The sequence below is a fragment of the Bradyrhizobium sp. A5 genome, from assembly GCF_042076515.1.
GTDB classification, from domain to species: domain Bacteria; phylum Pseudomonadota; class Alphaproteobacteria; order Rhizobiales; family Xanthobacteraceae; genus Bradyrhizobium; species Bradyrhizobium cosmicum.
The window spans coordinates 3,384,333-3,403,987 of the sequence record NZ_CP148990.1 but is presented as its reverse complement, the minus strand read 5'-3'; the positions used below and the strand labels follow the sequence as shown (position 1 = coordinate 3,403,987).

The window sequence follows — 19,655 nt, the reverse complement described above, 5'->3', positions numbered from 1 at the left end:
GTCCCACTGGAAATCCGTCCTCGTTCTTCCTACGTTCGCTGCCAACCCCATCGGCGCCGATCCCGGTTCCGGGCGAAGCGCGCCTTCAACATTGGCGCGATCGCGCGCTTTTGGGATTCCTTGAGGACCAGCGGGATGGATGAAGTGATCAAGGCGAAGCGCCAACAGCAGAACGCGGGCTCGAGCCTGCGCGCAATTACGATCCGTGGCGCGCGCGAGCACAACCTCAAGAACATCGACGTCGAGATTCCCCGCGACAAGCTGGTGGTGTTCACCGGCCTGTCAGGCTCCGGCAAATCCTCGCTCGCCTTCGACACTATCTATGCCGAGGGCCAGCGCCGCTACGTCGAGTCGCTGTCGGCCTATGCCCGCCAGTTCCTGGAGATGATGCAGAAGCCCGACGTCGATCAGATCGACGGCCTGTCGCCGGCGATCTCGATCGAGCAGAAGACGACGTCGAAGAATCCGCGCTCCACCGTCGGCACCGTCACCGAGATCTACGATTACATGCGTCTGCTCTGGGCGCGCGTCGGCGTGCCCTATTCGCCCGCCACCGGCCTGCCGATCGAGAGCCAGACCGTCTCGCAGATGGTCGACCGCGTGCTGGCGCTGCCCGAAGGCACCCGGCTCTATCTGCTCGCGCCGGTCGTGCGCGGCCGCAAGGGCGAGTACCGGAAAGAACTCGCCGAATGGCTCAAGAAGGGCTTTCAGCGCGTCAAGATCGACGGCAGCTTTCATGAGCTGGCGGAGGCGCCTGTTCTCGACAAGAAATTCCCGCATGACATCGACGTCGTGGTCGACCGCATCGTGGTGCGCGCCGACATCGGCCAGCGCCTCGCCGAGAGTTTCGAGACGGCGCTCAAGCTCGCCGAGGGCCTCGCCGTGATCGAATATGCCGATGCACCGGCGTCAGCGGGCGACGAGAAGAAATCGGACAAGAAGACCGCAAAAATCCACGACAAGAGCGGCCCCGAGCGCATCCTGTTCTCGGAGAAATTCGCCTGCCCCGTCTCGGGCTTCACGATCCCCGAGATCGAGCCGCGCCTGTTCTCGTTCAACAACCCCTATGGCGCCTGCCCGGCCTGCGGCGGCCTCGGCGTCGAGCAGCATGTCGACGAGGACCTCGTCATCCCCGACAAGGAGCTTGCCATCGGCAAGGGCGCGATTGCGCCCTGGGCCAAGTCGTCGTCGCCCTATTACGTGCAGACGCTGACGGCGCTCGGCAAGCACTACAAGTTCGCGCTGACCACCAAATGGAAGGATCTGCCGAAGAAGACCAAAGACGCGATCCTGCATGGCTCCGGCGAGGACGAGATCAAGTTCTCCTACGAGGACGGGGTGCGCTCCTACGACACCAAGAAGCCGTTCGAAGGCGTCATCACCAACATCAACCGCCGCTATCGCGAGACCGAGAGCGAATGGGCGCGCGAGGAACTCTCGAAATATTTCCACGACGTGCCCTGCGGCGCATGTAGCGGCTTCCGCCTGAAGCCCGAGGCGCTCTGCGTCAAGATCGGCGGCAAGCACATCGGCGAGATCTCGGAGCTCTCGGTCAAGGGCGCCGGCGCCTGGTTCGAGACCGTGCCGGAGGCGCTGAACACGCAGCAGAACGAGATCGCCGGACGAATCCTCAAGGAAATCCGCGAGCGCCTCACCTTCCTGCTCGACGTCGGCCTCAACTATCTCACGCTGTCCCGCTCCTCCGGCACGCTGTCCGGCGGCGAGAGTCAGCGTATCCGCCTGGCCTCGCAGATCGGCTCGGGCCTGACGGGCGTGCTCTACGTGCTGGACGAGCCCTCGATCGGCCTGCACCAGCGCGACAACGCGCGCCTGCTCGACACCCTGAAGCGGCTGCGCGACCTCGGCAACACCGTGATCGTGGTCGAGCATGACGAGGACGCCATCCTGCTCGCCGACTACGTGCTCGACATCGGCCCCGGCGCCGGCATGCATGGCGGCCACATCATCGCCGAGGGCACGCCGGCCGAGATCATGCGCAACCCGAAATCGCTGACGGGCAAGTACTTGACCGGCGAGCTCGAGGTCGAGGTGCCCGAGCGGCGCCCGCCCAACCATCGCCGCACCATCAAGGTGGTGAACGCGCGCGGCAACAACCTCAAGAACGTCACGGCCGAGATTCCGCTCGGCCTGTTCACCGCGGTCACCGGCGTCTCCGGCGGCGGCAAGTCGACGCTGCTGATCGACACACTCTACAAGGCCATCGCCCGCAAGCTGAACAACGCCAGCGAGGGTGCCGCGCCCCACGACCGAATCGAGGGCCTCGAGCACATCGACAAGATCATCGACATCGACCAGTCGCCGATCGGCCGGACGCCGCGCTCCAACCCCGCGACCTATACCGGCGCCTTCACGCCGATCCGCGAATGGTTCGCCGGCCTCCCGGAGTCGAAAGCGCGCGGCTACGAGCCCGGCCGTTTCTCCTTCAACGTCAAGGGCGGCCGCTGCGAGGCCTGCCAGGGCGACGGCGTCATCAAGATCGAGATGCACTTCCTGCCCGACGTCTACGTCACCTGCGACGTCTGCAAGGGCAAGCGCTACAACCGCGAGACGCTGGAAGTCCTGTTCAAGGGCAAGTCCATCGCCGACGTGCTCGACATGACCGTCGAGGAAGCCGCCGAGTTCTTCAAGGCGGTGCCGCGCGTGCGCGAGACGTTCCAGACCCTGCACCGGGTCGGGCTCGACTACATCCATGTCGGCCAGCAGGCCACGACGCTGTCCGGCGGCGAAGCCCAGCGCGTCAAGCTCGCCAAGGAATTGTCCAAGCGCGCCACCGGCCGCACGCTCTACATCCTGGACGAACCCACCACCGGCCTGCACTTCCACGACGTCAAGAAGCTCCTGGAGGTGCTGCACGAGCTGGTCGCGCAGGGCAACACGGTCGTCGTCATCGAGCACAATCTCGAAGTGATCAAGACCGCCGACTGGGTCATCGACCTCGGCCCCGAAGGCGGCGACGGCGGCGGCGAGATCGTCGCCTGGGGCCCGCCGGAAGACATTGCCAAGGCGCCGCGGAGCTACACGGGCAAGTTCCTGGCGCCCGTGCTGAAGAAGGCAAGGAAGCCGAAGCGCGGGAGGACGAGCGAGGCGGCGGAGTAGACTGTGGCGTCGACGTTCAAGAGTCGAGCCCTGTTAGCTGCCAACAAATTCGATCACCGCCTCGCCTCGGGCGACGGCTTCGACAATTTGCGGCATGGCGCTCAGAAATTGGCGGATCAGTGCGCGATTGTCGATATTGCCGACGCGCACCTAGAGCACGATCGGTCCCTGCCGCTTTGCGGCGCGAAGAAGCGAGAAATCGCGATCCTTGGTGACAAGAACAGCCGATCGAGAAATGGCCTCGTTCCAGATCACCCCGTCCAGCGCATTTGCCATCCCGAAATCGACGACGTGGGTTGTATCGTAACCAGCGTAACGCATAGCTTCCGCAAGCGCGGGTGGAAGCTGCGCATCGATCAGATAAAGCAAGCTATTTGGCCGCTATGATGGGGCGATCGACCTGACGGGCGGCATAGGCGAGCACGGCGTCGATGTCGGCCTCTTCTAAATACGGATAGTCTTCAAGGATGCTGTCACGGGACTGTCCCGCGGAGAGCAGTCCCAGGACGTCGGCAACCGTGATGCGCAAATCGCAAATGCACGGGCGTCCATGCATACGCTGCGGATCAACCGTAATTCTTGCCAGGAGCTCCGACATCTGTCACCTCTGAGAAGGTCAATATATCACCTCCGATGGCCTGTGTCAGCGCATCGCCGGCAGGCCCGATTCTCGGCCCGCCCAGCCCTCCTCCATGCCCTATTCCCTCGCCATCTTCGATCTCGACGGCACGCTGGCCGACAGCTTTCCGTGGTTCCTGCGGACCATCAACGACATCGCCGATCACTTCGGCTTTCGCCGCGTGCGGGACGAGGATGTCGAGGGGTTGCGGCAAGCTTCGACGCGGGAGATCCTCAGCCGGCTCGAGGTGCCCTTGTGGAAACTGCCGGCGATCGCGCGGCATGCGCGGCGGCTGAAGGCGGAGGCTGCGGCGGAGATTTCGTTATTTGCCGGCGTCGAGGCGATGCTGCGGACACTGGCCGAGAGCGGGGTGCAGCTTGCGTTGGTAACATCCGACAGCGAGGCCAATGCGCGCGAGAAGCTTGGCGAGGCCGCCGCGCTGTTCTCGCATTTCGACTGCTCGGCGTCGCTGTTCGGCAAGCCTGCAAAATTTCGCCGGGTCGTCCGGCGCGCGGGCGTCGAGCCCGCCAAGGTCATCGCGATCGGCGACGAGGTCCGCGACATCGAGGCGGCGCGAGCGGTGGGCATTGCCTGCGGCGCTGTGTGCTGGGGTTATGCGGCGCCGGCGGCGCTGCGGGCGCGGGAGCCGGACTACGTGTTCGAGCGGATCGACGAGATTGCGGACGCGGTGCGCCGAAATCTTGGGGTGGGTTAGCCGAAGGCGTAACCCACCACTTCTCTATCCGGGTGGAGAGTAAAGAGGTGGATTACGCCTTACGGCTAATCCACCCTACACCCACCTACTCCGTCCTCCGCAAGAACGCCCCGAACGCGCGCGGGCCGTCGCCGGTTTTGACCTCGCCGATCACCTTCAGCTCGGCCGCATCGATGATCACGAGCGTGTTGCTCTCCCAGCAGGCGACGACGATGCGCTTGCCGTCGGCGGTCGCATTGATACCCTCGGGATAATCGCCGACGTTGATACGCTTCACCAGCTTCAGCGTCGCCAGATCGAACACGCTGACGGTGCCGCCATATTGGTCGGTGACGAAGCCGCGCCCCTGCGTCAGCGCCACCGCATAGGGGCGCATCCCGACCGGCACGCGGCCGATCTCGGCCCCAGCGGCGATGTCGATCACCGAGACGTCGTCAGAGCCGACATTGGCGGTGTAGGCGCGCTTGCCCTCGGCATCTATGGTGACGCCGAACGGGCGGGTGCCGACCTTGATCATCGCATTACGCTGGCGCGTCGTCGTATCCACCACCGAGACGCTGTCGTCGTCGCGGTCGGCCGAGAGCAGCAGCTTGCCGTCCGGCGTCACAGCGAGGCCCGACGGCGAGGCTCCGACCGCGATGCTGGCGGTGACGCTGCGTGAGGCCGCATCGATCACCCGCACTGCGGCTGCATACCAGTCGGCGACATAGACCGTCTTTCCATCGGGCGCGACCGCAATGCCGAGCGGGCCGCCGCCGACCTCGATGCGGCCGGCGACCTGCCGCGCTGCCGCGTCCACCACCGTCACCGCCTTGGCATCCGGGCTCGTGACATAGGCAAAGCGCCCGTCCGCGCTGACGGCGACGCCCGCGGGCTTGCCGCCGATCGGGATGGTCGCGACGCTACGCGCGGTGGCGAGGTCGACGACCATCAGATCGTCGCTGAGCTGGTTGGTGACGAACGCTTCCTCGGCGGAGGCGCAGCCAAACCCTGTGAGGCAAAGGCTGGCGGCGAGCGCCGCCAGGACCCGCGCCCGCACGGTCAGCTTCCGCTCTCGATCTTCTTCTTCAGCGCCTCGAGGCCGACCTTGTACAACCCGCTCACCGCCTTCATCGCAGCCTCGTCGTTCAGTTCCGGCGGCGGATCGTTGTTGGGAAAGCCGCGGTAGAACGCGCCGGCCCATTCCACCTTCGCCTTACCGTCGGGCGCGGGCGACACCGTGATCGTCGAGGAATAATTGGTGACCGGCAGCACCTTCACGTCGACCTTGGTGATCCGGTACGAATAGCTCAGCATGTCGGGCTCGTATTTGTAGAGCTCCTCCTCCACCGTCGCCCCGCCCTGCAGCGTCAGCTTGCGCGTCGCGCCGATCTCGTTGCCCTTCTCGCCCTCGGTCTTGGTGACGGGCGGAAGCCAGCTCATGTCCTGGAAATTGCCGATCGCCGCCCACACCTTGGCCTGCGGTGCGTTGATCTCGATGGATTCCCGCACCTTCTGCCGGGTCGGGCCGTGGGCCGAAACCGGCTCAAACGCGGCGTTGAGAGCCATTGCCGCCACCGCCAGCGCCGCCACTCCCGCGATCGCCGTTCCGCTTCGCATCCGCATGTCGTTTCCTCACCCTTGAATCTGCGCGACTTGGTGCGCGCTGGCCTCATCGTAGCGCATTTTGCGGCCATGGGGAGACCCGTTCGTGGCGCCGTCGCGGCGGAAAGCTTGGACGCATCCACAACCTCTTGCGGGGCCCGGCGGGCAAAACACCCATGGCAGGGTCAACCACGCCAGATGAAAATAATTCTCTTTATCCGTATTTCGGATTATCATATAACGAGCCATCCCACCCCGGCCGAGGGGCGCATCGCGATCGTCACGACACGCGGGGTGGGACGTGGTGGACGCAGGCGGCGCCGGCGCGAAGGTGGTTTGCAGGGCGGGTCAGACCGTGAGCAAACGCGTCGCGCATACGACCGGTGCAGCCTGCGTACGGCAAAATCGTGTGGTCCTGGCGCCCGCAGGCTGGCGTCAAGCGTTGCGGTGATGCGGCGGCCCGACCGGGCGCGTGCATCAACCATCCGCAAGGCGACGGGGGCAATAGTGCATCGCTCCCCGGGGAGAGCGCGACATAAGCCGTAACCCCGCTGCGCAGGGAAGGCCGGATGTTTGGCTTCACCTGTATGCCACTGTGCAGCCTCTTGTAGCGCAATTTTCGCACAGTGGACCGCGGGTGCCAGCCGGCACCCGGCCTTCCCTGCGCCCTCGGCACTTCTGGGGGTGGCAAATGCAGCAAAGCTCGGGCGAAATACGCCGCGAGGACGAGAGTCTATGTCAGCCGTTCAACAGCAGTCTCGCACTCCAGACGCAGCGCAGCGCCCGCAACTCCACACTCCGCAATGACGTGGAGAGACCACGCGTCTGCCGCGTGCCTCGCCTACTCCGCCAGGGTCGCCTCCACGAACCCGCGCGGATCGTCGCAAAACTCCCGCATCACCCGGTAATGATCGGTCTGCTCCACCGTAACAGGCTCCAGGCCGTATTTCCCCAGCCGCAGCAGCTGCGCATTGGGATAGGCCATCAGCAGCGGCGCATGGGTGGCCATGATGACCTGGCAGATGCGGGACTCCTCTATGCGCCGCAGCAGCTTCAGGAGTTCGATCTGGCGCGCCGGCGAGAGCGCCGATTCCGGCTCGTCGAAGATGAAGATGCCCTGACGCTGGCAGCGCTCCTCGAAGAAGCGCAGGAAACCCTCGCCATGGGAATGCGACGGAAAATCGGGACCAGCCTGGCCGGCATCGCGTGCGGCCTTGTCGAGATAGCGCGCCACCGAGAAGAAACTCTCGGCACGAAAGAACCAGCCATTGGTGATCTTCGGCAGCCAGCTTGCGCGCAGGGCTTTGGAAAGTTGGCCGCCCATCTTCTCCCGCGCTTCGGAGTGGTCGACCGGCATGTAGCCCTTCCCGCCGCCGGCATCGTCGTAGCCGGCGAGCGCTGCGATCCCCTCGAGGATCGTCGACTTCCCGGTGCCATCTTCTCCGACGATGATGGTGATGGCCGCCTCGAAGTGGAGCTCGAAATCATCCGGAAAGATCGGCAGGCAAAACGGATAGGCCTCGCGACCGCGAACTTGCGACGGGTCGAGCCAGACCCGTTTCAGGTAAGGCGCCGGCAGGTTGATCGTTCGACCGCTTCTTCGGCTCGTGCCCCGCCTCCAGCCTAATCCGCCCTATTCTCCCGACAAGAACATATCAGGAACACAATCCTCGCGAAAGCTGCATTTGAGAAACATACGGACACAAATTGAAACAAAGCCGGCACCCGTCACCGGGCGCCCAATTAAGAAGACGAAGTTACGACTGAGCTTGCTGGCATGAGGCCAGCTCCCACCTCGCGACCCCGCAATGATTGACGGACGTCCGGGACCGTACGACGCCGCGAGGAATGCGCGATGGTATCAACGTATTTCGGTTACAACTACATCACGCGCAATCTCAAGCAGTCCCTGGCACGGGTCGAACAGCAAGCGGACGTCGCGCGAGAGGCTGCCTACTACAAGGCCAACATCGGCAAGGTGAAGACCGTCGATGATTTCATGAAGGATTACCGCCTTTATCATTACGCGATGAAGGCATACGGCCTGGAAGACATGGCGTACGCCAAGGCCTTCATGAAAAAGGTGCTGGAAAGCGACCTCAACGACTCCAAGAGCTTCGTCAACCAGCTGGTCGACAAGCGGTACCGGGAGTTTGCCGCGGCATTTTCCTTCAACGGCAGTGCGACGCCGGTCGCACAATCGGACACCCAGACCGACGAGATGATTGGCCTCTACACCGCGACCAAGAAGCACGAGGTCGACGCACTGACGAGTGACCAGAATTACTACAGCGCCCAGATCGGCAACATCACCACTGCAGACCAGCTCCTGAACAACGATCGTCTTCGCAACTATGTCTATTCGGCATTCGGGATCGACGAAAGCAAGTGGCCGCCCGGCACGATCAGCCAGGTCCTGCGCAGCGATCCCTCCGATCCAGCCAGCTACGTCAACACCACCTTCGCGTCCCAGCTGAGCGGCCTCAACGCGTCGCTCGCCCAGGCGCAATCGGATATCAGCGCGGCCAATTCGAACATCGCCAATTATACCGCCCAACTCTCGCAGCCAGGCGCCAACGTGCCCCAGTTGCAGGTCCAGATCCTGGTCGAGAAATATCATCTGGAGACGGCAACGAAGAGCGTTTCCAGCCTCAACGACCAGATCGGAGCGATCGGCAATTTCGTCGACCTGGCCGGCGCGTTCGAGTTCTTGCCCGACGGGTCGCTTCCGGCAGGTACGCCCGCGCAGACCGCCGCAAATATCACGCTCACGAAGAAACAGTTCGACGACAGCAAGGCCGACATCTACTCGGCGGCAAGCCCGATCTACGAAGCCGTGGCGATCAAGCAATTCAGGACGGACCTCCTCAAGATCAATTCGGTCCAGGCGTTCCTGTCGACACCGGGCGTGTATGATTTTGCGCTGGGCGCCGTCGGCCTCGACCCCGACAAGGTCTCGCAGGACGTTATCAAGAAGGTCCTCGAAAGCGACATCAACGATCCCAAGAGCTATGTTTATACCCTCAAGGACACCCGCTACGTCCAGCTCGCGCGCGCCTTCAACTTCGATGCGAAGGGCAATCTGACGACCCCCCTGGTGGCGCAGGATTCGGCTGAAGTCCTTCAGATTGCGAAAGACTACGTCATTCAAGCAGTGAAGAGCGCAAGCACGGCGACTCCACAGCAGCAGGCGGCGGTTAAGGCACAAGCCGCCAAGGATGCGACGGAATATCAGCAGGCGATCGCAGGCATCGACAAGGTGTCCGATCTTCTTGCAAACCGGCCGATGGTCGATCTGATTCTCCTGGCCAAGGGCTTGGACCCCAAAAAGGTCAGCGACGATTTCCTCAAGAAGGTCTTCGCCTCCGACCTGAACGACAAGAAGAGCTTCGTGAACACGCAGAGCGATCCCCGCTTTGCCGAAATCGTGGCGTCGTTCAATTTCGACAGCAAGGGCAACGTCGCACGCCTGCCGATGATGGGTCCTCAGAAGCGCGATCAATTCCGGGAAACCCAGACGAACTATCTCGAGCAAAGCCTGGAGCTGCAGCAGGGGGATACGAATCCCGGCGTCCGCCTGGCGCTGTATTTCAAGCGGAAGGCGGGAGACATCACGTCCGCATACGACATCCTCGCCGACAAGGCCCTTTCCGAGGTGTTCAGGACCACCTTCAATCTGCCCGATTCAATGGCTGCGATGCCGATCGATCAGCAGGCCAAGTTCGTGGACAAATTCATGAAGATCAAGGATCTCTCCGATCCCGCGAAGGTGGACAAGCTGCTGAGCCGGTTCTCCGCAATGTACGACGTCAAGAACAGCGACAGCACCGGCCAGGGTCAATCGCCCCTGCTCAATCTCTTTCAGGGATCGAACTCAGGCATATCGAGCATGAGTGAGGCCACGTACCTGGCCATCGCCAAGCTACGTGCACATTAATGGTCGCTCGGGACTACTAGCCCAACACTTCGAGCACCAATTCCATGGTCATGAGCACGGGATTGTCGCCACGGATCAGACGGCCCTCTGCAATGCCGCCCGTGTAGTCGATCAACGCGACGTCGAGCGCCGCTTCCAGAGCACCGGACTCTCCCGGCACGATCGCACCGGCCGTTATCGCCAGCTCGGTTGCAAACGGCTCGGTCACGCCGCCGTGGGTGAAGCGCGCGCCGATGGTCGAGCCGACTCCGCCGTGGATCTTCGCGTGCGCGATGCCGCGCGCGCGGCAAAACTCTTCGAGGCAGCCGGCGAAATCCTGGTTCGGGCGCAGCCGCAGCGCGAAGACCCGGCTCGTTGCGCGAGCGCCGGTGCTCGTGGCAGCGACCGGTCCGAACAGCTTGAAGTTGGTCTCAGGATCGGGCTCGGCGGTGAAGATCGCACCATCGATGCCGAAGGCCGCGACCTCGAACGCCTCGGCAACGATCGTCTCGTCCGGCAGCATGTGGCCGCCGCTCGCCTTGCCGTCCGCCTCCGTCCACAGCCCGTGACAGTGAAAGAACGGCGCACCGTCGCGCGTGCCGAGCGTCATGCTGCCGAGCCTGGTCCGCGTCACGCCGCCAGGCCGATACGTATCGCTGTAGAACGCGGCGTTCTCGCGGGTCTTCGACAACGCCGGCATCACGTATGCGAACGGCCCGAGCGTACCGCTGCCGAAATTCAGCACGCCCCCCGCAAAGCCCTCCGCGGCAAAACCGCGGCGCGCGGCTTCCAGCAACGGCACCCCTGCTTGAAGCGTGAACGAGAAGGCGCGTCCGCTCGCCTCCACCCATTGGATGCGCTCAGTGGCCGGCAAGCCCGGCTGCTTGATACTTCGCATCGCGTATGCTCAGCCCACCTTCGTCTTGTCGAGATCGAGCAGCCCGCGCGCCTCGAGCTCGTCGCGCACCATGCGCTTCGGGATCTTGCCGTAGCCGGACTTCGGCAACGCTTCCCAGAAGAAGAACCGTTTCGGCATCTTGTAGCGCGGCACCTTCGGCAGCAGGAACGCCGCCATCTCCGCTTCGCTCACCGGTGTCTCGCCCTCGCGCGCAACGCAGACGGCGATGCCGACCTCGCCCCAGGTCGCATCGGGCACGCCGAGCACGGCGACCTCGCCGACCGCGGGATGGGTCAAGATCTTCTCCTCGATCTCGCGCGGATAGATGTTGGAGCCGCCGGAGATGTACATGTCGGAGGCGCGTCCCGTGATGTAGAGAAAGCCTTCCTCGTCCATATGGCCGAGATCGCCGGTGCGGAACCAGCCATTGCGGAACGCCTTCGCGTTGGCGTCGGGGTTGTCGTAGTAGCCGGCAAGCACGGCAGGGCCGATCACGCAGATCTCGCCGCTCTGGTTGGCCACGAGCTCGCGACCCTCGTCGTCCTGAATCGAGACCTGCATGCCGGTGCGCTCGAAGCCGCAGGTGCCGATCTTCGCATGTGGCCCGTCCTCGGGATCATGCAGCGCCGCCGGCAGCACCGTGATGTTGCCGGTGACCTCGCCGAGCCCGAAATACTGCACGATGACCTTGCCGAGCTTCCTCAGCGCGGCCTTCTGGTCCTCACGATACATCGGCGCGCCCGCATAGATCACGTGCCGCAGCGAGGAGTGGTCGTATTTGTCGGCGGCGGGATGCTCGACCATCATCTTCAGGATGGTCGGCACGGTGAAGAGATTGGCGACGCGATGCGTCTCGATCAGGCGGAAGGCCTCGTCGATGTCGAACTTCTCTGTGGGCAGCAGAATGGTGCAGACGCCGCGCGCGGTCTGCACCAGCTGATGCACGCCAGCGCCGTGCGACAGCGGCGCCACCACCAGCGACGCATCCGATTCCGTAACGCCGGGGGTGAGATCGGCGAGATGGTTGGTGACGACAAAGCCCATCTGGCCGTGGGTCAGCACCGCGGCCTTGGAGCGGCCGGTGGTGCCGGACGTGAAGAAGAACCAGCAGGGATCGTCGTGCTCAACCGCAACGTTCGCGACCACGCGGCCTGCCTGCGAGGCGATAGCGTCGGCCACCGAGCGTTCGCCGAACGGGGCCTTGCCGTCGAGGCTCCAGGTGAATTCCAGCGCACCGCCCTTCACGCTCGCCGCGTGCTCGGGAAAATCGACATGACACAGAAACGCCTTCGCGCCAGAGGCCTGCGCGAGATAGGTGACCTCATCCGGCATCAGCCGAAAATTGGTGGGCACCCAGACCGCGCCGAGCCGGAACGCCGCGAACATCGAAAAGAACATCTCGTCGCTGTTCTTGGAATGGACGAGGATGCGGTCGCCCTTGGCGATGCCGCGCGCGGCGAGCGCCGCCGCCAGCGCCGAGACCTGGGCCTCGATCTGGTGCCACGTCCAGGATATCTCACCCCAGACGAAGCCGGGACGCGCCCCATGCCGCCGCGCATTCTGGGTCAGCATGTGAGCGAGATTCATGACGCGGCGGGACATGCGCAGGGGCTGCATCGGGCTTCCTCTTCGACGGCAGACGGCGCACCGGCCGCCCGCTCATTGCAGCCCATTTATCGTCATCGAACCTGCCCCTGCAAGGCCGCTGGCCAGTGTGGCGTTCATGCGCTTGTTGAACGAATTTTAAACATGATCGGCGCAACCTCGTTCAGTTCTCGCGTACGGAGTGCCGCATCATGGTCAAAGCGCCCGCCCTCCTCCTGTTGTCGCTGGCGCTCGCCGGATGTGCCGTGGCCCCGCAGGCTCATCTCGCCACCGATCCTGCCTTGAGGCCCGCGCGCTATGCCTGGGATGGCGCCGGCGAAAACCCCAATCAGCCACGTTCTGCCTCGGGATCATCGCGTTCGACGCGCGCCGCATCCGAGCGCGACACATCGCAAGCCGGACTTCAGCCCTATTCGAAGGAATGGTGGCAGGCTCAGGACGGCATCGAGGCCGAGCACGACGCCAGGGTCAACCGCTCCCTCGTCATCTGCCAGGGCTGCCTGCGCCCGCAGCCGCAGCCCGAAGACGCACGTCTGGCCAAAGCGACCGATTGAACCGAACCGCCCTCACATCGGTCTACCAACATACGCGCTGACACCGGCCTCTCCGGCCTGTCGACGCACGCCATCGTCCCAAGGATATCTCATGCTCACCCGCCGGACCTTCGTCGTCACCTCCCTGCTAGCCACGACCTCCCCGGCATACGCCGTGATACCCACCCCCAGCGATCCCGTCGCCATCCTGACCGCGATCTACACCCGCGCGGCCAAGGGCAAGGGCGATGGCGGCGGCGCCTTCGTTATCGCAAACAAGGTCGCCAAGAGCCAGTATCTCTCCAAGGCGCTGATCGCGCTGTGGGCCAAGGCGGATGCGCATACGCCGAAGGGCGACGTCGGGCCGATCGATTTCGATCCCGTCACCAATTCGCAGGAACCGGACGTGAAATCGTTCAAGGTTGACGCCGAGAAGATGGAGGCCGAAAAGGCGATCGTCGCGGTGACCATCACCGGCCATCGCAACGACCGCAAACCCGCCGATTTGATCGTGCGTTACGACTTCGTGCGCGGGGCCAATAGCTGGCGGATCGACGACATCAGAGGCTCGTCCGACGGCGAAGCCTGGTCGATCCGCAAGATGCTGACGGACTCGCTGAAGAGCTGACCGGAGAACGCCATGAGCGAAATTATCGACAACAGGGCCCATCACCGCTACGAGCTTGAGGTCGAGGGCCATCTTGCGACCGAGCACTACAAGCTCGACGGCAACATCATCACGTTCGAGCACACCGACGTGCCGAAGGAGCTCGGCGGCAAGGGCGTCGGCTCGAAGCTCGTGCAAGGCGCGCTCGACCAGGTCCGCGCAGCCGGTTTGAAGGTGATCCCGGAATGCCCGTTCGTGAAGGCGTGGATCGAGAAGCATCCCGACTATCAGGACCTGGTGAAGACGTAGCCGTCATTGCGAAGTGGTCGAGACTGCCTAAATCAGGAAACATACACACCGCTTCTGAAGGACCACGCATGGCCGCATCGGTACGCGACAACAAGGACAGGAGCCGCTTCGAACTCGATGTCGGCAGCGAAATCGCTTTTGCCAATTACAGGCTGACGCCGTCGGCGGTGATCATCACCCACACCGAGACGCCCCGCGCGCTACGCGGCCGCGGCATCGCCTCCGAGCTGGTCAAGGGCGCGTTGGACTTGATCCGCCGCGACGGCAACAAGGTGATCGCCGGCTGCGGCTTCGTCGTCGACTATATCGAGAAGCATCCGGAGGATGCGGACCTCGTCGCCTGACGCAAAGAGGCCCGCGCGAGCGCGGGCCCCCTGGCAAACGAACTCGCGATCGGTCAGTGCTTGATCTCCGGCGGCAGCTTGCCGCCATTGGCAGCGAGCTTGGACATTACCTGCTTGTGCAGCCAGACATTCATGCTCGCCGAGTCGTTCATGTCACCGCTGTAGCCAAGCTCCTTGGCGAGATCCTTGCGTGCAGCGAGGCTGGAGTCGATGTCGAGCGCCTTCATGAGGTCGACGATCGAGGTGCGCCATTCCAGCTTCTCCTTCTGGGCTGCCACCAGCTTGTCGACGACGGCCGCCACGTCCACGGTTGCCATTGGCGCTGCTGCGGGTGCCGATCCGCCCGGCGCGGCTCCTGCAGGCGCGCCGCCTGCGGGTGCGCCACCGGCAGGCGCGGCGGAAGCCGGGTGGCTGCCAAAGATCGCGCCCATGATTTTCCCGAAAATGCTCATGTCTTCTCCCCGAAATGGATCCGCTGGAAGGGCCTTGAGTGGCACTTATAGCCGAAGTTACTGCGTTGCGCCCGCGAAGTTCTGCGAACCGACAGACAGCATCAGCTTATCTGCGGCGAAATGACGACCGAATGACATCGTCGAGGTTGCACTGCGGCATCGAATCTCACCCAAGCGTGAGGGACAGGACTCGGAATTGAGAGTAGCCTTCGCGTACAACTCGCGAGCCCGTCCGGAATTCGCGTCTGGTTGGAATCGCGAAACTCAGAGAAGAGCGGCCGCTCGCGCCGTTTGCTGGCGCAGGATTCGGCCGCCGGCAAGGGAGCTAGCGACAATGGCCACACTCTACCAGGGCAATGTCCCCACGATGGCCCCGCCCGCGGATGCGGCGGGACCGGTGATCCGAACCATCCAGCTCTCCGACCTTCACGACGCACTCAGGCGCGGCTGGGAGGATTTCAAGGCGGTTCCGAGCCACGCCATCATCCTCTGCGTGATCTATCCGGTACTCGGCCTCGTGCTCGCCCGCGTCGTGATGGGCTACTCGGTGCTGCCACTGTTGTTCCCGCTGGCTGCTGGCTTCGCACTGATCGGGCCCTTCGCGGCGCTCGGTCTGTACGAGCTCTCCAGCCGCCGCGAACGCTATGAGGAGGCCAGCGCCTGGGATGCCATGGAGGTGCTGCGCTCGCCTTCCTTCGGCGCCATGCTCGGCCTCGGCACGCTGCTGCTCGCCCTGTTCGTGACCTGGGTCGCGACGGCGCAGGCGATCTACATCGCGGCGTTCGGCTATGAGGGCGCGTCCGGCGTCTCCGATTTTCTGACGCGCGTGCTCACCACCCGGCAAGGCTGGTGGCTGATCGTGGTCGGCTGCGGCACCGGCTTCCTGTTCGCGCTCACCGCGCTCTGCATCAGCGCGGTATCGTTCCCCCTGATGCTCGACCGCCATGCCGGTGCGTTCGAGGCAATGGTCACCTCACTGCGCGTGGTCGCGAAAAACCCGGTGCCGATGGCGGCCTGGGGCCTGATCGTCGCGCTGCTGCTGGCGCTCGGAACGATCCCGGCCTTCCTCGGCCTCGCCGTGGTGATCCCCCTGCTCGGCCACGCCACCTGGCATCTGTACCGCAAGGTGATCGTCTCCGATCCCGGTGCGCGGCCGGTGCCGCCTCCGCCTCATCGCCCGCGCAAGCCGGCCGCCGACTTCCCCGCCAACCTCTTCCCCTGGCGCAATCGGACGGACGCCTGACGATATCGTGACAAGCGATCCTGCCCGGGCCCGGCTCGGGCAGGATCGCGGCCTGTCATACGCCTTGCTTTGGCCGCGGTTACAATCGAGATTGCGCCTGCCGGTCAGATCACTTCACGGAATCAATTTCATCTGATGTCCCCGACGATTTCTCGTCTCGCTCTCGCAGCCCTCGCCCTTTCCGCATCCATCCTGTCAGCCCAGCCCGCGCTAGCCGCCGTCGCTTGCGGATCGGGCAATTTCGACGCCTGGCTTGCGGACTTCAAAACCGACGCAGCGGCCAAGGGCATTTCGCAACAGGCCATTGCCTCGGGCCTGACAGGTGTGACGCTCGATCAGGCCGTGCTGAATCGCGATCGCTCCCAGAAGGTCTTCACCCAGACCTTCGAGGAGTTTTCCGGCCGCATGGTGCCGCCCCGCATGACGCGCGGCTCCAACATGATGAAGCAATACGGCTCGGTGCTTTCCCGCATCGAGCAGACCTATGGCGTGCCGGGCGAAGTGCTGGTCGCGATCTGGGGGCTCGAGACCGATTTCGGCGTCAACACCGGCAAGTTCGCGACGATCCGCTCGCTGGCGACGCTGGCCTATGATTGCCGCCGCTCCGAGCAGTTTCGCGCCGAGTTGCTGGATGCGCTGCGCATCGTCCAACGCGGCGATCTCGCGCCGGCCGACATGAAGGGCGCCTGGGCCGGCGAACTCGGCCAGACCCAGTTCATGCCGTCGTCCTGGATGAAATACGCCGTCGATTTCGACGGCAATGGCAAGCGCGACCTCTTGCACAACGCGCCCGACGTGCTCGCCTCCACCGCCAATTATCTCGCCGGCTATGGCTGGCAGAAGGGCAAGGATTGGCAGCCCGGCGCTCCGAATTTTGCTGTGCTCCAGCAGTGGAACAAGAGCGAGGTCTACTCCAAGACCGTTGCCTATTTCGCGACCCAACTCGCGCGCGCCCCTTAAGCGGACGCTCAATCAAACGCGTAGGGCCGATCGCCCGGCGACCGGCCCTCTCTTGGTGCGCTTGCCTACCCGTTTTACTTCCCCATGGTGGCGTGCATCGCCTTGTTCAGGTGCGCGCCGCACGCACCCATTTTTCCGTTGAGCATGGAGTCCTGCGCGGAAGCGATCTCCTTCTGCGCGACCATCTTGCCGTCACCGTCGGCCATGTTCTCGATCGCGGCCTCGGTCTTCTCCAGATTGGCCGAGCTGCAGCCGCCCATGGCGTGCTTGGCGGCCTGGGCCGGCGCGACGGCGAATGCGACGGCGGCAATTGCGATAACCCCGAGTAACTTCGTCATGATGTTACTTTCCTTCTCTTTTTCTTGAGACAGAACCAGCGACATTGCCGGAATCTGCGACATCACTTTCCTCCTGCCGCGGCAACATGCCGCAATAAAATCCCCGCGAGAATTGCGTGATGTTGCGTGAAGTGCAGAGCCGCATGCGAAATTTCTGACTTTCATTACGGCTGTGTAATCAAGCGCGCATGTCCGAGGTGCGTGCACTGCACTCGGGTGGATTCTCGACGGTAAATCGGTACGAATCCAGTTAGCCCCGCCCAACCGCCTCCTTCGCTGGATCACTTGCCCTAGCGGGGGGTGACGAATCGGTCGTCCATCAGATTGCGGACCAAATCCCATATAAATGAATATAAATTCATTTGTACGGTTCCTGCATCATGCGATTTATGCATGCGAGACTTGGGCGTAGAAGCTGCTTGATCGGCTTGCGAGCGAACCGCGCGCAACTTACTTCTCCTTCGACCAGAACCATCGACTTAGCTATAACTCCGTGGATTCACGGACATTTATGGCAGTTACTTCCTCGTTTCGCCCAACCTTTGGGCGGGCCTGCCCTCGGGTTAATCGTCTGTTACCGATGCCATGCGTTTTCCGCTTAGCTGCATCGCAACATCGGAACTTTCGCAGTGCACCACGCTCACCTATGTTCATTTCAACGATGACGCCCGGGCAAGGGCTGAATCGAACTACAGGAGACTACCAATGCTGCTCTCGCTCATCCGCATGATCCAGGCTTTCCGGGACTATCAGCGCAATGTTGCCGAGCTGTCCCAGCTCAGCGATCGCGAGCTGGCCGATATCGGCCTCGATCGCTCGGACATCCCGCGCGTTGCCGCCGGTCAGTACCAGGGCTGATATCGTTCAGCCCTCACGGGACCAACCGATAGCGCCCGCCTCGTGCGGGCGTTGTCGTATCCGGTGGCAGAAAACTCGATCTCGGCGATTCCACTGACCGCCGAAAAGCGCTACCTGTCCGCACATGACAGGACCCCAATCCAATTCCGTGCACGTCATCGGTGCCGGCCTTGCAGGCTCCGAAGCCGCCTGGCAGGTGGCCCAATCCGGCGTGCCCGTGGCGCTCCACGAAATGCGGCCGAGCCGCATGACTGAGGCACACCGCACCGATGGGCTCGCCGAGCTCGTCTGCTCCAATTCATTCCGCTCGGACGATGCCGCCAACAACGCTGTCGGCCTGCTCCATGCCGAAATGCGCCGACTGGGCTCGCTGATCATGCGAGCGGCCGATGCCAATCAGGTGCCCGCCGGCGGCGCGCTGGCAGTCGATCGCGACGGCTTCTCGGCGGCCGTCACCAAGGCGCTCAACGACCATCCGCTGATCGAAATCGTCCGTGACGAGGTCGCTGGCCTGCCGCCGGCCGACTGGACCAACGTCATCGTCGCAACCGGCCCCCTCACCTCCGCGCCGCTGGCCGACGCCATCCGCGAACTGACCGACGAGAGCGCGCTCGCCTTCTTCGACGCGATCGCGCCGATCGTTCACCGCGAATCCATCGACATGTCCGTGGCCTGGTTCCAATCGCGCTACGACAAGGTCGGTCCCGGCGGCACCGGCGCCGACTACATCAACTGCCCCATGACCAAGGATCAGTATGACGGCTTCGTCGCCGCGCTGATCGCCGGCGAGAAGACCGAGTTCAAGGAGTGGGAAACCAACACGCCCTATTTCGACGGCTGCCTGCCGATCGAGGTGATGGCGGAGCGCGGCCCCGAGACGCTGCGCCACGGCCCGATGAAGCCGGTCGGCCTCACCAATCCGCACGATCCCACCACCAAAGCCTACGCGATCGTGCAGCTGCGGCAGGACAACAAGCTCGGCACGCTCTACAACATCGTCGGCTTCCAGACGAAGCTGAAGTACGGCGAGCAGCAGCGCATCTTCCGCACCATTCCGGGGCTGCAGAACGCCGAATTTGCCCGCCTCGGCGGGCTGCATCGCAACACCTTCCTCAACTCGCCGAAGCTGCTCGACAGTCAGTTGCGCCTGCGCGCGCAGCCGCGACTGCGCTTCGCCGGCCAGATGACGGGCTGCGAGGGTTATGTGGAATCCGCCAGCGTCGGTTTGATCGCCGGCCTCTATGCCGCAGCAGAAGCCCGCGGCGAGACCCTAGCGAGCCCGCCGGGCACGACGGCGTTGGGATCGCTGCTCGGCCACATCACGGGCGGCCATATCGAGACCATCGAGCCGGGCACGCGTTCGTTCCAGCCGATGAACATCAATTTCGGCCTGTTTCCGCCACTTGCGAGCGCACCGACGAAGAAGCCGGACGGCACGCGCCTGCGCGGCAACGAGAAGACGGTGGCCAAGAAGCAGGCGATGAGCGCGCTGGCGCTCGCCGATCTCGATCGCTGGATCGCCGATCACCTGCGCATCGCCGCAGCAGCGTGAGCCTC

Annotated in this window: 20 protein-coding genes; 11 read left to right on the top strand and 9 right to left on the bottom strand. The window is 63.7% G+C overall.

Annotated features, from left to right (window positions below; genetic code table 11):
• Nucleotides 1–135 precede the first annotated feature (135 nt).
• On the top strand, nt 136–3,117 hold the full coding sequence (uvrA, locus tag WHZ77_RS16275; protein WP_375314533.1) for an excinuclease ABC subunit UvrA: 2,982 nt from the start codon (nt 136–138) through the stop codon (nt 3,115–3,117).
• A gap of 150 nt (nt 3,118–3,267) precedes the next feature.
• On the opposite strand, the gene WHZ77_RS16270 is transcribed toward uvrA, so the two are convergent.
• Together WHZ77_RS16270 and WHZ77_RS16265 are read right to left on the bottom strand one after the other, a co-directional pair.
• Entirely contained in the window at nt 3,268–3,438 is a 171-nt protein-coding gene (locus WHZ77_RS16270) for a DUF5615 family PIN-like protein (protein WP_375314739.1), read from the bottom strand.
• Nucleotides 3,439–3,487: 49 nt separating this feature from the next.
• Nucleotides 3,488–3,715: a DUF433 domain-containing protein gene (locus tag WHZ77_RS16265; protein WP_375314532.1), complete on the bottom strand. Its 228-nt coding sequence runs from the start codon at nt 3,713–3,715 to the stop codon at nt 3,488–3,490.
• A 94-nt stretch (nt 3,716–3,809) separates the two neighbouring features.
• Between WHZ77_RS16265 and WHZ77_RS16260 the strand changes: the two genes are divergently transcribed.
• Nucleotides 3,810–4,451, top strand: coding sequence for an HAD family hydrolase (locus WHZ77_RS16260; RefSeq protein WP_375314531.1), 642 nt, complete (start codon nt 3,810–3,812; stop codon nt 4,449–4,451).
• Between the two features lie 85 nt (nt 4,452–4,536).
• Here the strand turns inward: WHZ77_RS16260 and WHZ77_RS16255 are convergent, their stop codons facing one another.
• The 3 genes from WHZ77_RS16255 to WHZ77_RS16245 form a co-directional block, all read right to left on the bottom strand.
• Complete coding sequence (locus tag WHZ77_RS16255; RefSeq protein ID WP_375314530.1) at nt 4,537–5,490, bottom strand: cytochrome D1 domain-containing protein; 954 nt, start codon at nt 5,488–5,490, stop codon at nt 4,537–4,539.
• 2 nt (nt 5,491–5,492) lie between these two features.
• Nucleotides 5,493–6,056: an SRPBCC family protein gene (locus WHZ77_RS16250; RefSeq protein ID WP_375314529.1), complete on the bottom strand. Its 564-nt coding sequence runs from the start codon at nt 6,054–6,056 to the stop codon at nt 5,493–5,495.
• Nucleotides 6,057–6,876: 820 nt separating this feature from the next.
• Nucleotides 6,877–7,614: an AAA family ATPase gene (locus WHZ77_RS16245; protein WP_375314738.1), complete on the bottom strand. Its 738-nt coding sequence runs from the start codon at nt 7,612–7,614 to the stop codon at nt 6,877–6,879.
• A 276-nt stretch (nt 7,615–7,890) separates the two neighbouring features.
• On the opposite strand from WHZ77_RS16245, the gene WHZ77_RS16240 reads away from it, so the two are divergent.
• A complete protein-coding gene (locus WHZ77_RS16240; protein ID WP_375314528.1) occupies nt 7,891–9,972 on the top strand; it encodes a DUF1217 domain-containing protein in 2,082 nt (693 codons plus the stop codon).
• Nucleotides 9,973–9,988: 16 nt separating this feature from the next.
• On the opposite strand, the gene WHZ77_RS16235 is transcribed toward WHZ77_RS16240, so the two are convergent.
• Nucleotides 9,989–10,849: a PCC domain-containing protein gene (locus WHZ77_RS16235; protein ID WP_375314527.1), complete on the bottom strand. Its 861-nt coding sequence runs from the start codon at nt 10,847–10,849 to the stop codon at nt 9,989–9,991.
• A 9-nt stretch (nt 10,850–10,858) separates the two neighbouring features.
• Entirely contained in the window at nt 10,859–12,466 is a 1,608-nt protein-coding gene (locus tag WHZ77_RS16230; protein ID WP_375314526.1) for an acyl-CoA synthetase, read from the bottom strand.
• A gap of 179 nt (nt 12,467–12,645) precedes the next feature.
• Here WHZ77_RS16230 and WHZ77_RS16225 point away from each other — a divergent pair, with 179 nt between their 5' ends.
• The 4 genes from WHZ77_RS16225 to WHZ77_RS16210 all read left to right on the top strand — a co-directional run bounded on the left by WHZ77_RS16225 (nt 12,646) and on the right by WHZ77_RS16210 (nt 14,247).
• On the top strand, nt 12,646–13,008 hold the full coding sequence (locus WHZ77_RS16225; protein ID WP_375314525.1) for a hypothetical protein: 363 nt from the start codon (nt 12,646–12,648) through the stop codon (nt 13,006–13,008).
• A gap of 91 nt (nt 13,009–13,099) precedes the next feature.
• Nucleotides 13,100–13,615, top strand: a complete 516-nt coding sequence (locus WHZ77_RS16220) for a DUF3828 domain-containing protein (protein ID WP_375314524.1) — start codon at nt 13,100–13,102, stop codon at nt 13,613–13,615.
• 12 nt (nt 13,616–13,627) lie between these two features.
• Nucleotides 13,628–13,903, top strand: a complete 276-nt coding sequence (locus WHZ77_RS16215; protein WP_015685932.1) for a GNAT family N-acetyltransferase — start codon at nt 13,628–13,630, stop codon at nt 13,901–13,903.
• Between the two features lie 68 nt (nt 13,904–13,971).
• A complete protein-coding gene (locus WHZ77_RS16210) occupies nt 13,972–14,247 on the top strand; it encodes a GNAT family N-acetyltransferase (protein WP_143845566.1) in 276 nt (91 codons plus the stop codon).
• Between the two features lie 53 nt (nt 14,248–14,300).
• Here WHZ77_RS16210 and WHZ77_RS16205 read toward each other — a convergent pair whose 3' ends face one another.
• Complete coding sequence (locus tag WHZ77_RS16205) at nt 14,301–14,699, bottom strand: DUF3597 domain-containing protein (protein WP_168213672.1); 399 nt, start codon at nt 14,697–14,699, stop codon at nt 14,301–14,303.
• Between the two features lie 334 nt (nt 14,700–15,033).
• Between WHZ77_RS16205 and WHZ77_RS16200 the strand changes: the two genes are divergently transcribed.
• Both WHZ77_RS16200 and WHZ77_RS16195 read left to right on the top strand, forming a co-directional pair.
• Nucleotides 15,034–15,942, top strand: coding sequence for a DUF2189 domain-containing protein (locus WHZ77_RS16200; RefSeq protein ID WP_375314523.1), 909 nt, complete (start codon nt 15,034–15,036; stop codon nt 15,940–15,942).
• A gap of 135 nt (nt 15,943–16,077) precedes the next feature.
• Complete coding sequence (locus WHZ77_RS16195) at nt 16,078–16,902, top strand: lytic murein transglycosylase (RefSeq protein WP_375314522.1); 825 nt, start codon at nt 16,078–16,080, stop codon at nt 16,900–16,902.
• Nucleotides 16,903–16,976: 74 nt separating this feature from the next.
• Here the strand turns inward: WHZ77_RS16195 and WHZ77_RS16190 are convergent, their stop codons facing one another.
• Nucleotides 16,977–17,303 carry a hypothetical protein gene (locus WHZ77_RS16190; protein WP_375314521.1) on the bottom strand — a complete coding sequence of 109 codons (327 nt, stop codon included), beginning with the start codon at nt 17,301–17,303 and terminating at the stop codon, nt 16,977–16,979.
• A 642-nt stretch (nt 17,304–17,945) separates the two neighbouring features.
• On the opposite strand from WHZ77_RS16190, the gene WHZ77_RS16185 reads away from it, so the two are divergent.
• Both WHZ77_RS16185 and trmFO read left to right on the top strand, forming a co-directional pair.
• Nucleotides 17,946–18,098, top strand: coding sequence for a DUF1127 domain-containing protein (locus tag WHZ77_RS16185; protein ID WP_007590701.1), 153 nt, complete (start codon nt 17,946–17,948; stop codon nt 18,096–18,098).
• 124 nt (nt 18,099–18,222) lie between these two features.
• Nucleotides 18,223–19,650: a methylenetetrahydrofolate--tRNA-(uracil(54)-C(5))-methyltransferase (FADH(2)-oxidizing) TrmFO gene (gene trmFO / locus WHZ77_RS16180; RefSeq protein ID WP_375314520.1), complete on the top strand. Its 1,428-nt coding sequence runs from the start codon at nt 18,223–18,225 to the stop codon at nt 19,648–19,650.
• Nucleotides 19,651–19,655 lie beyond the last annotated feature (5 nt).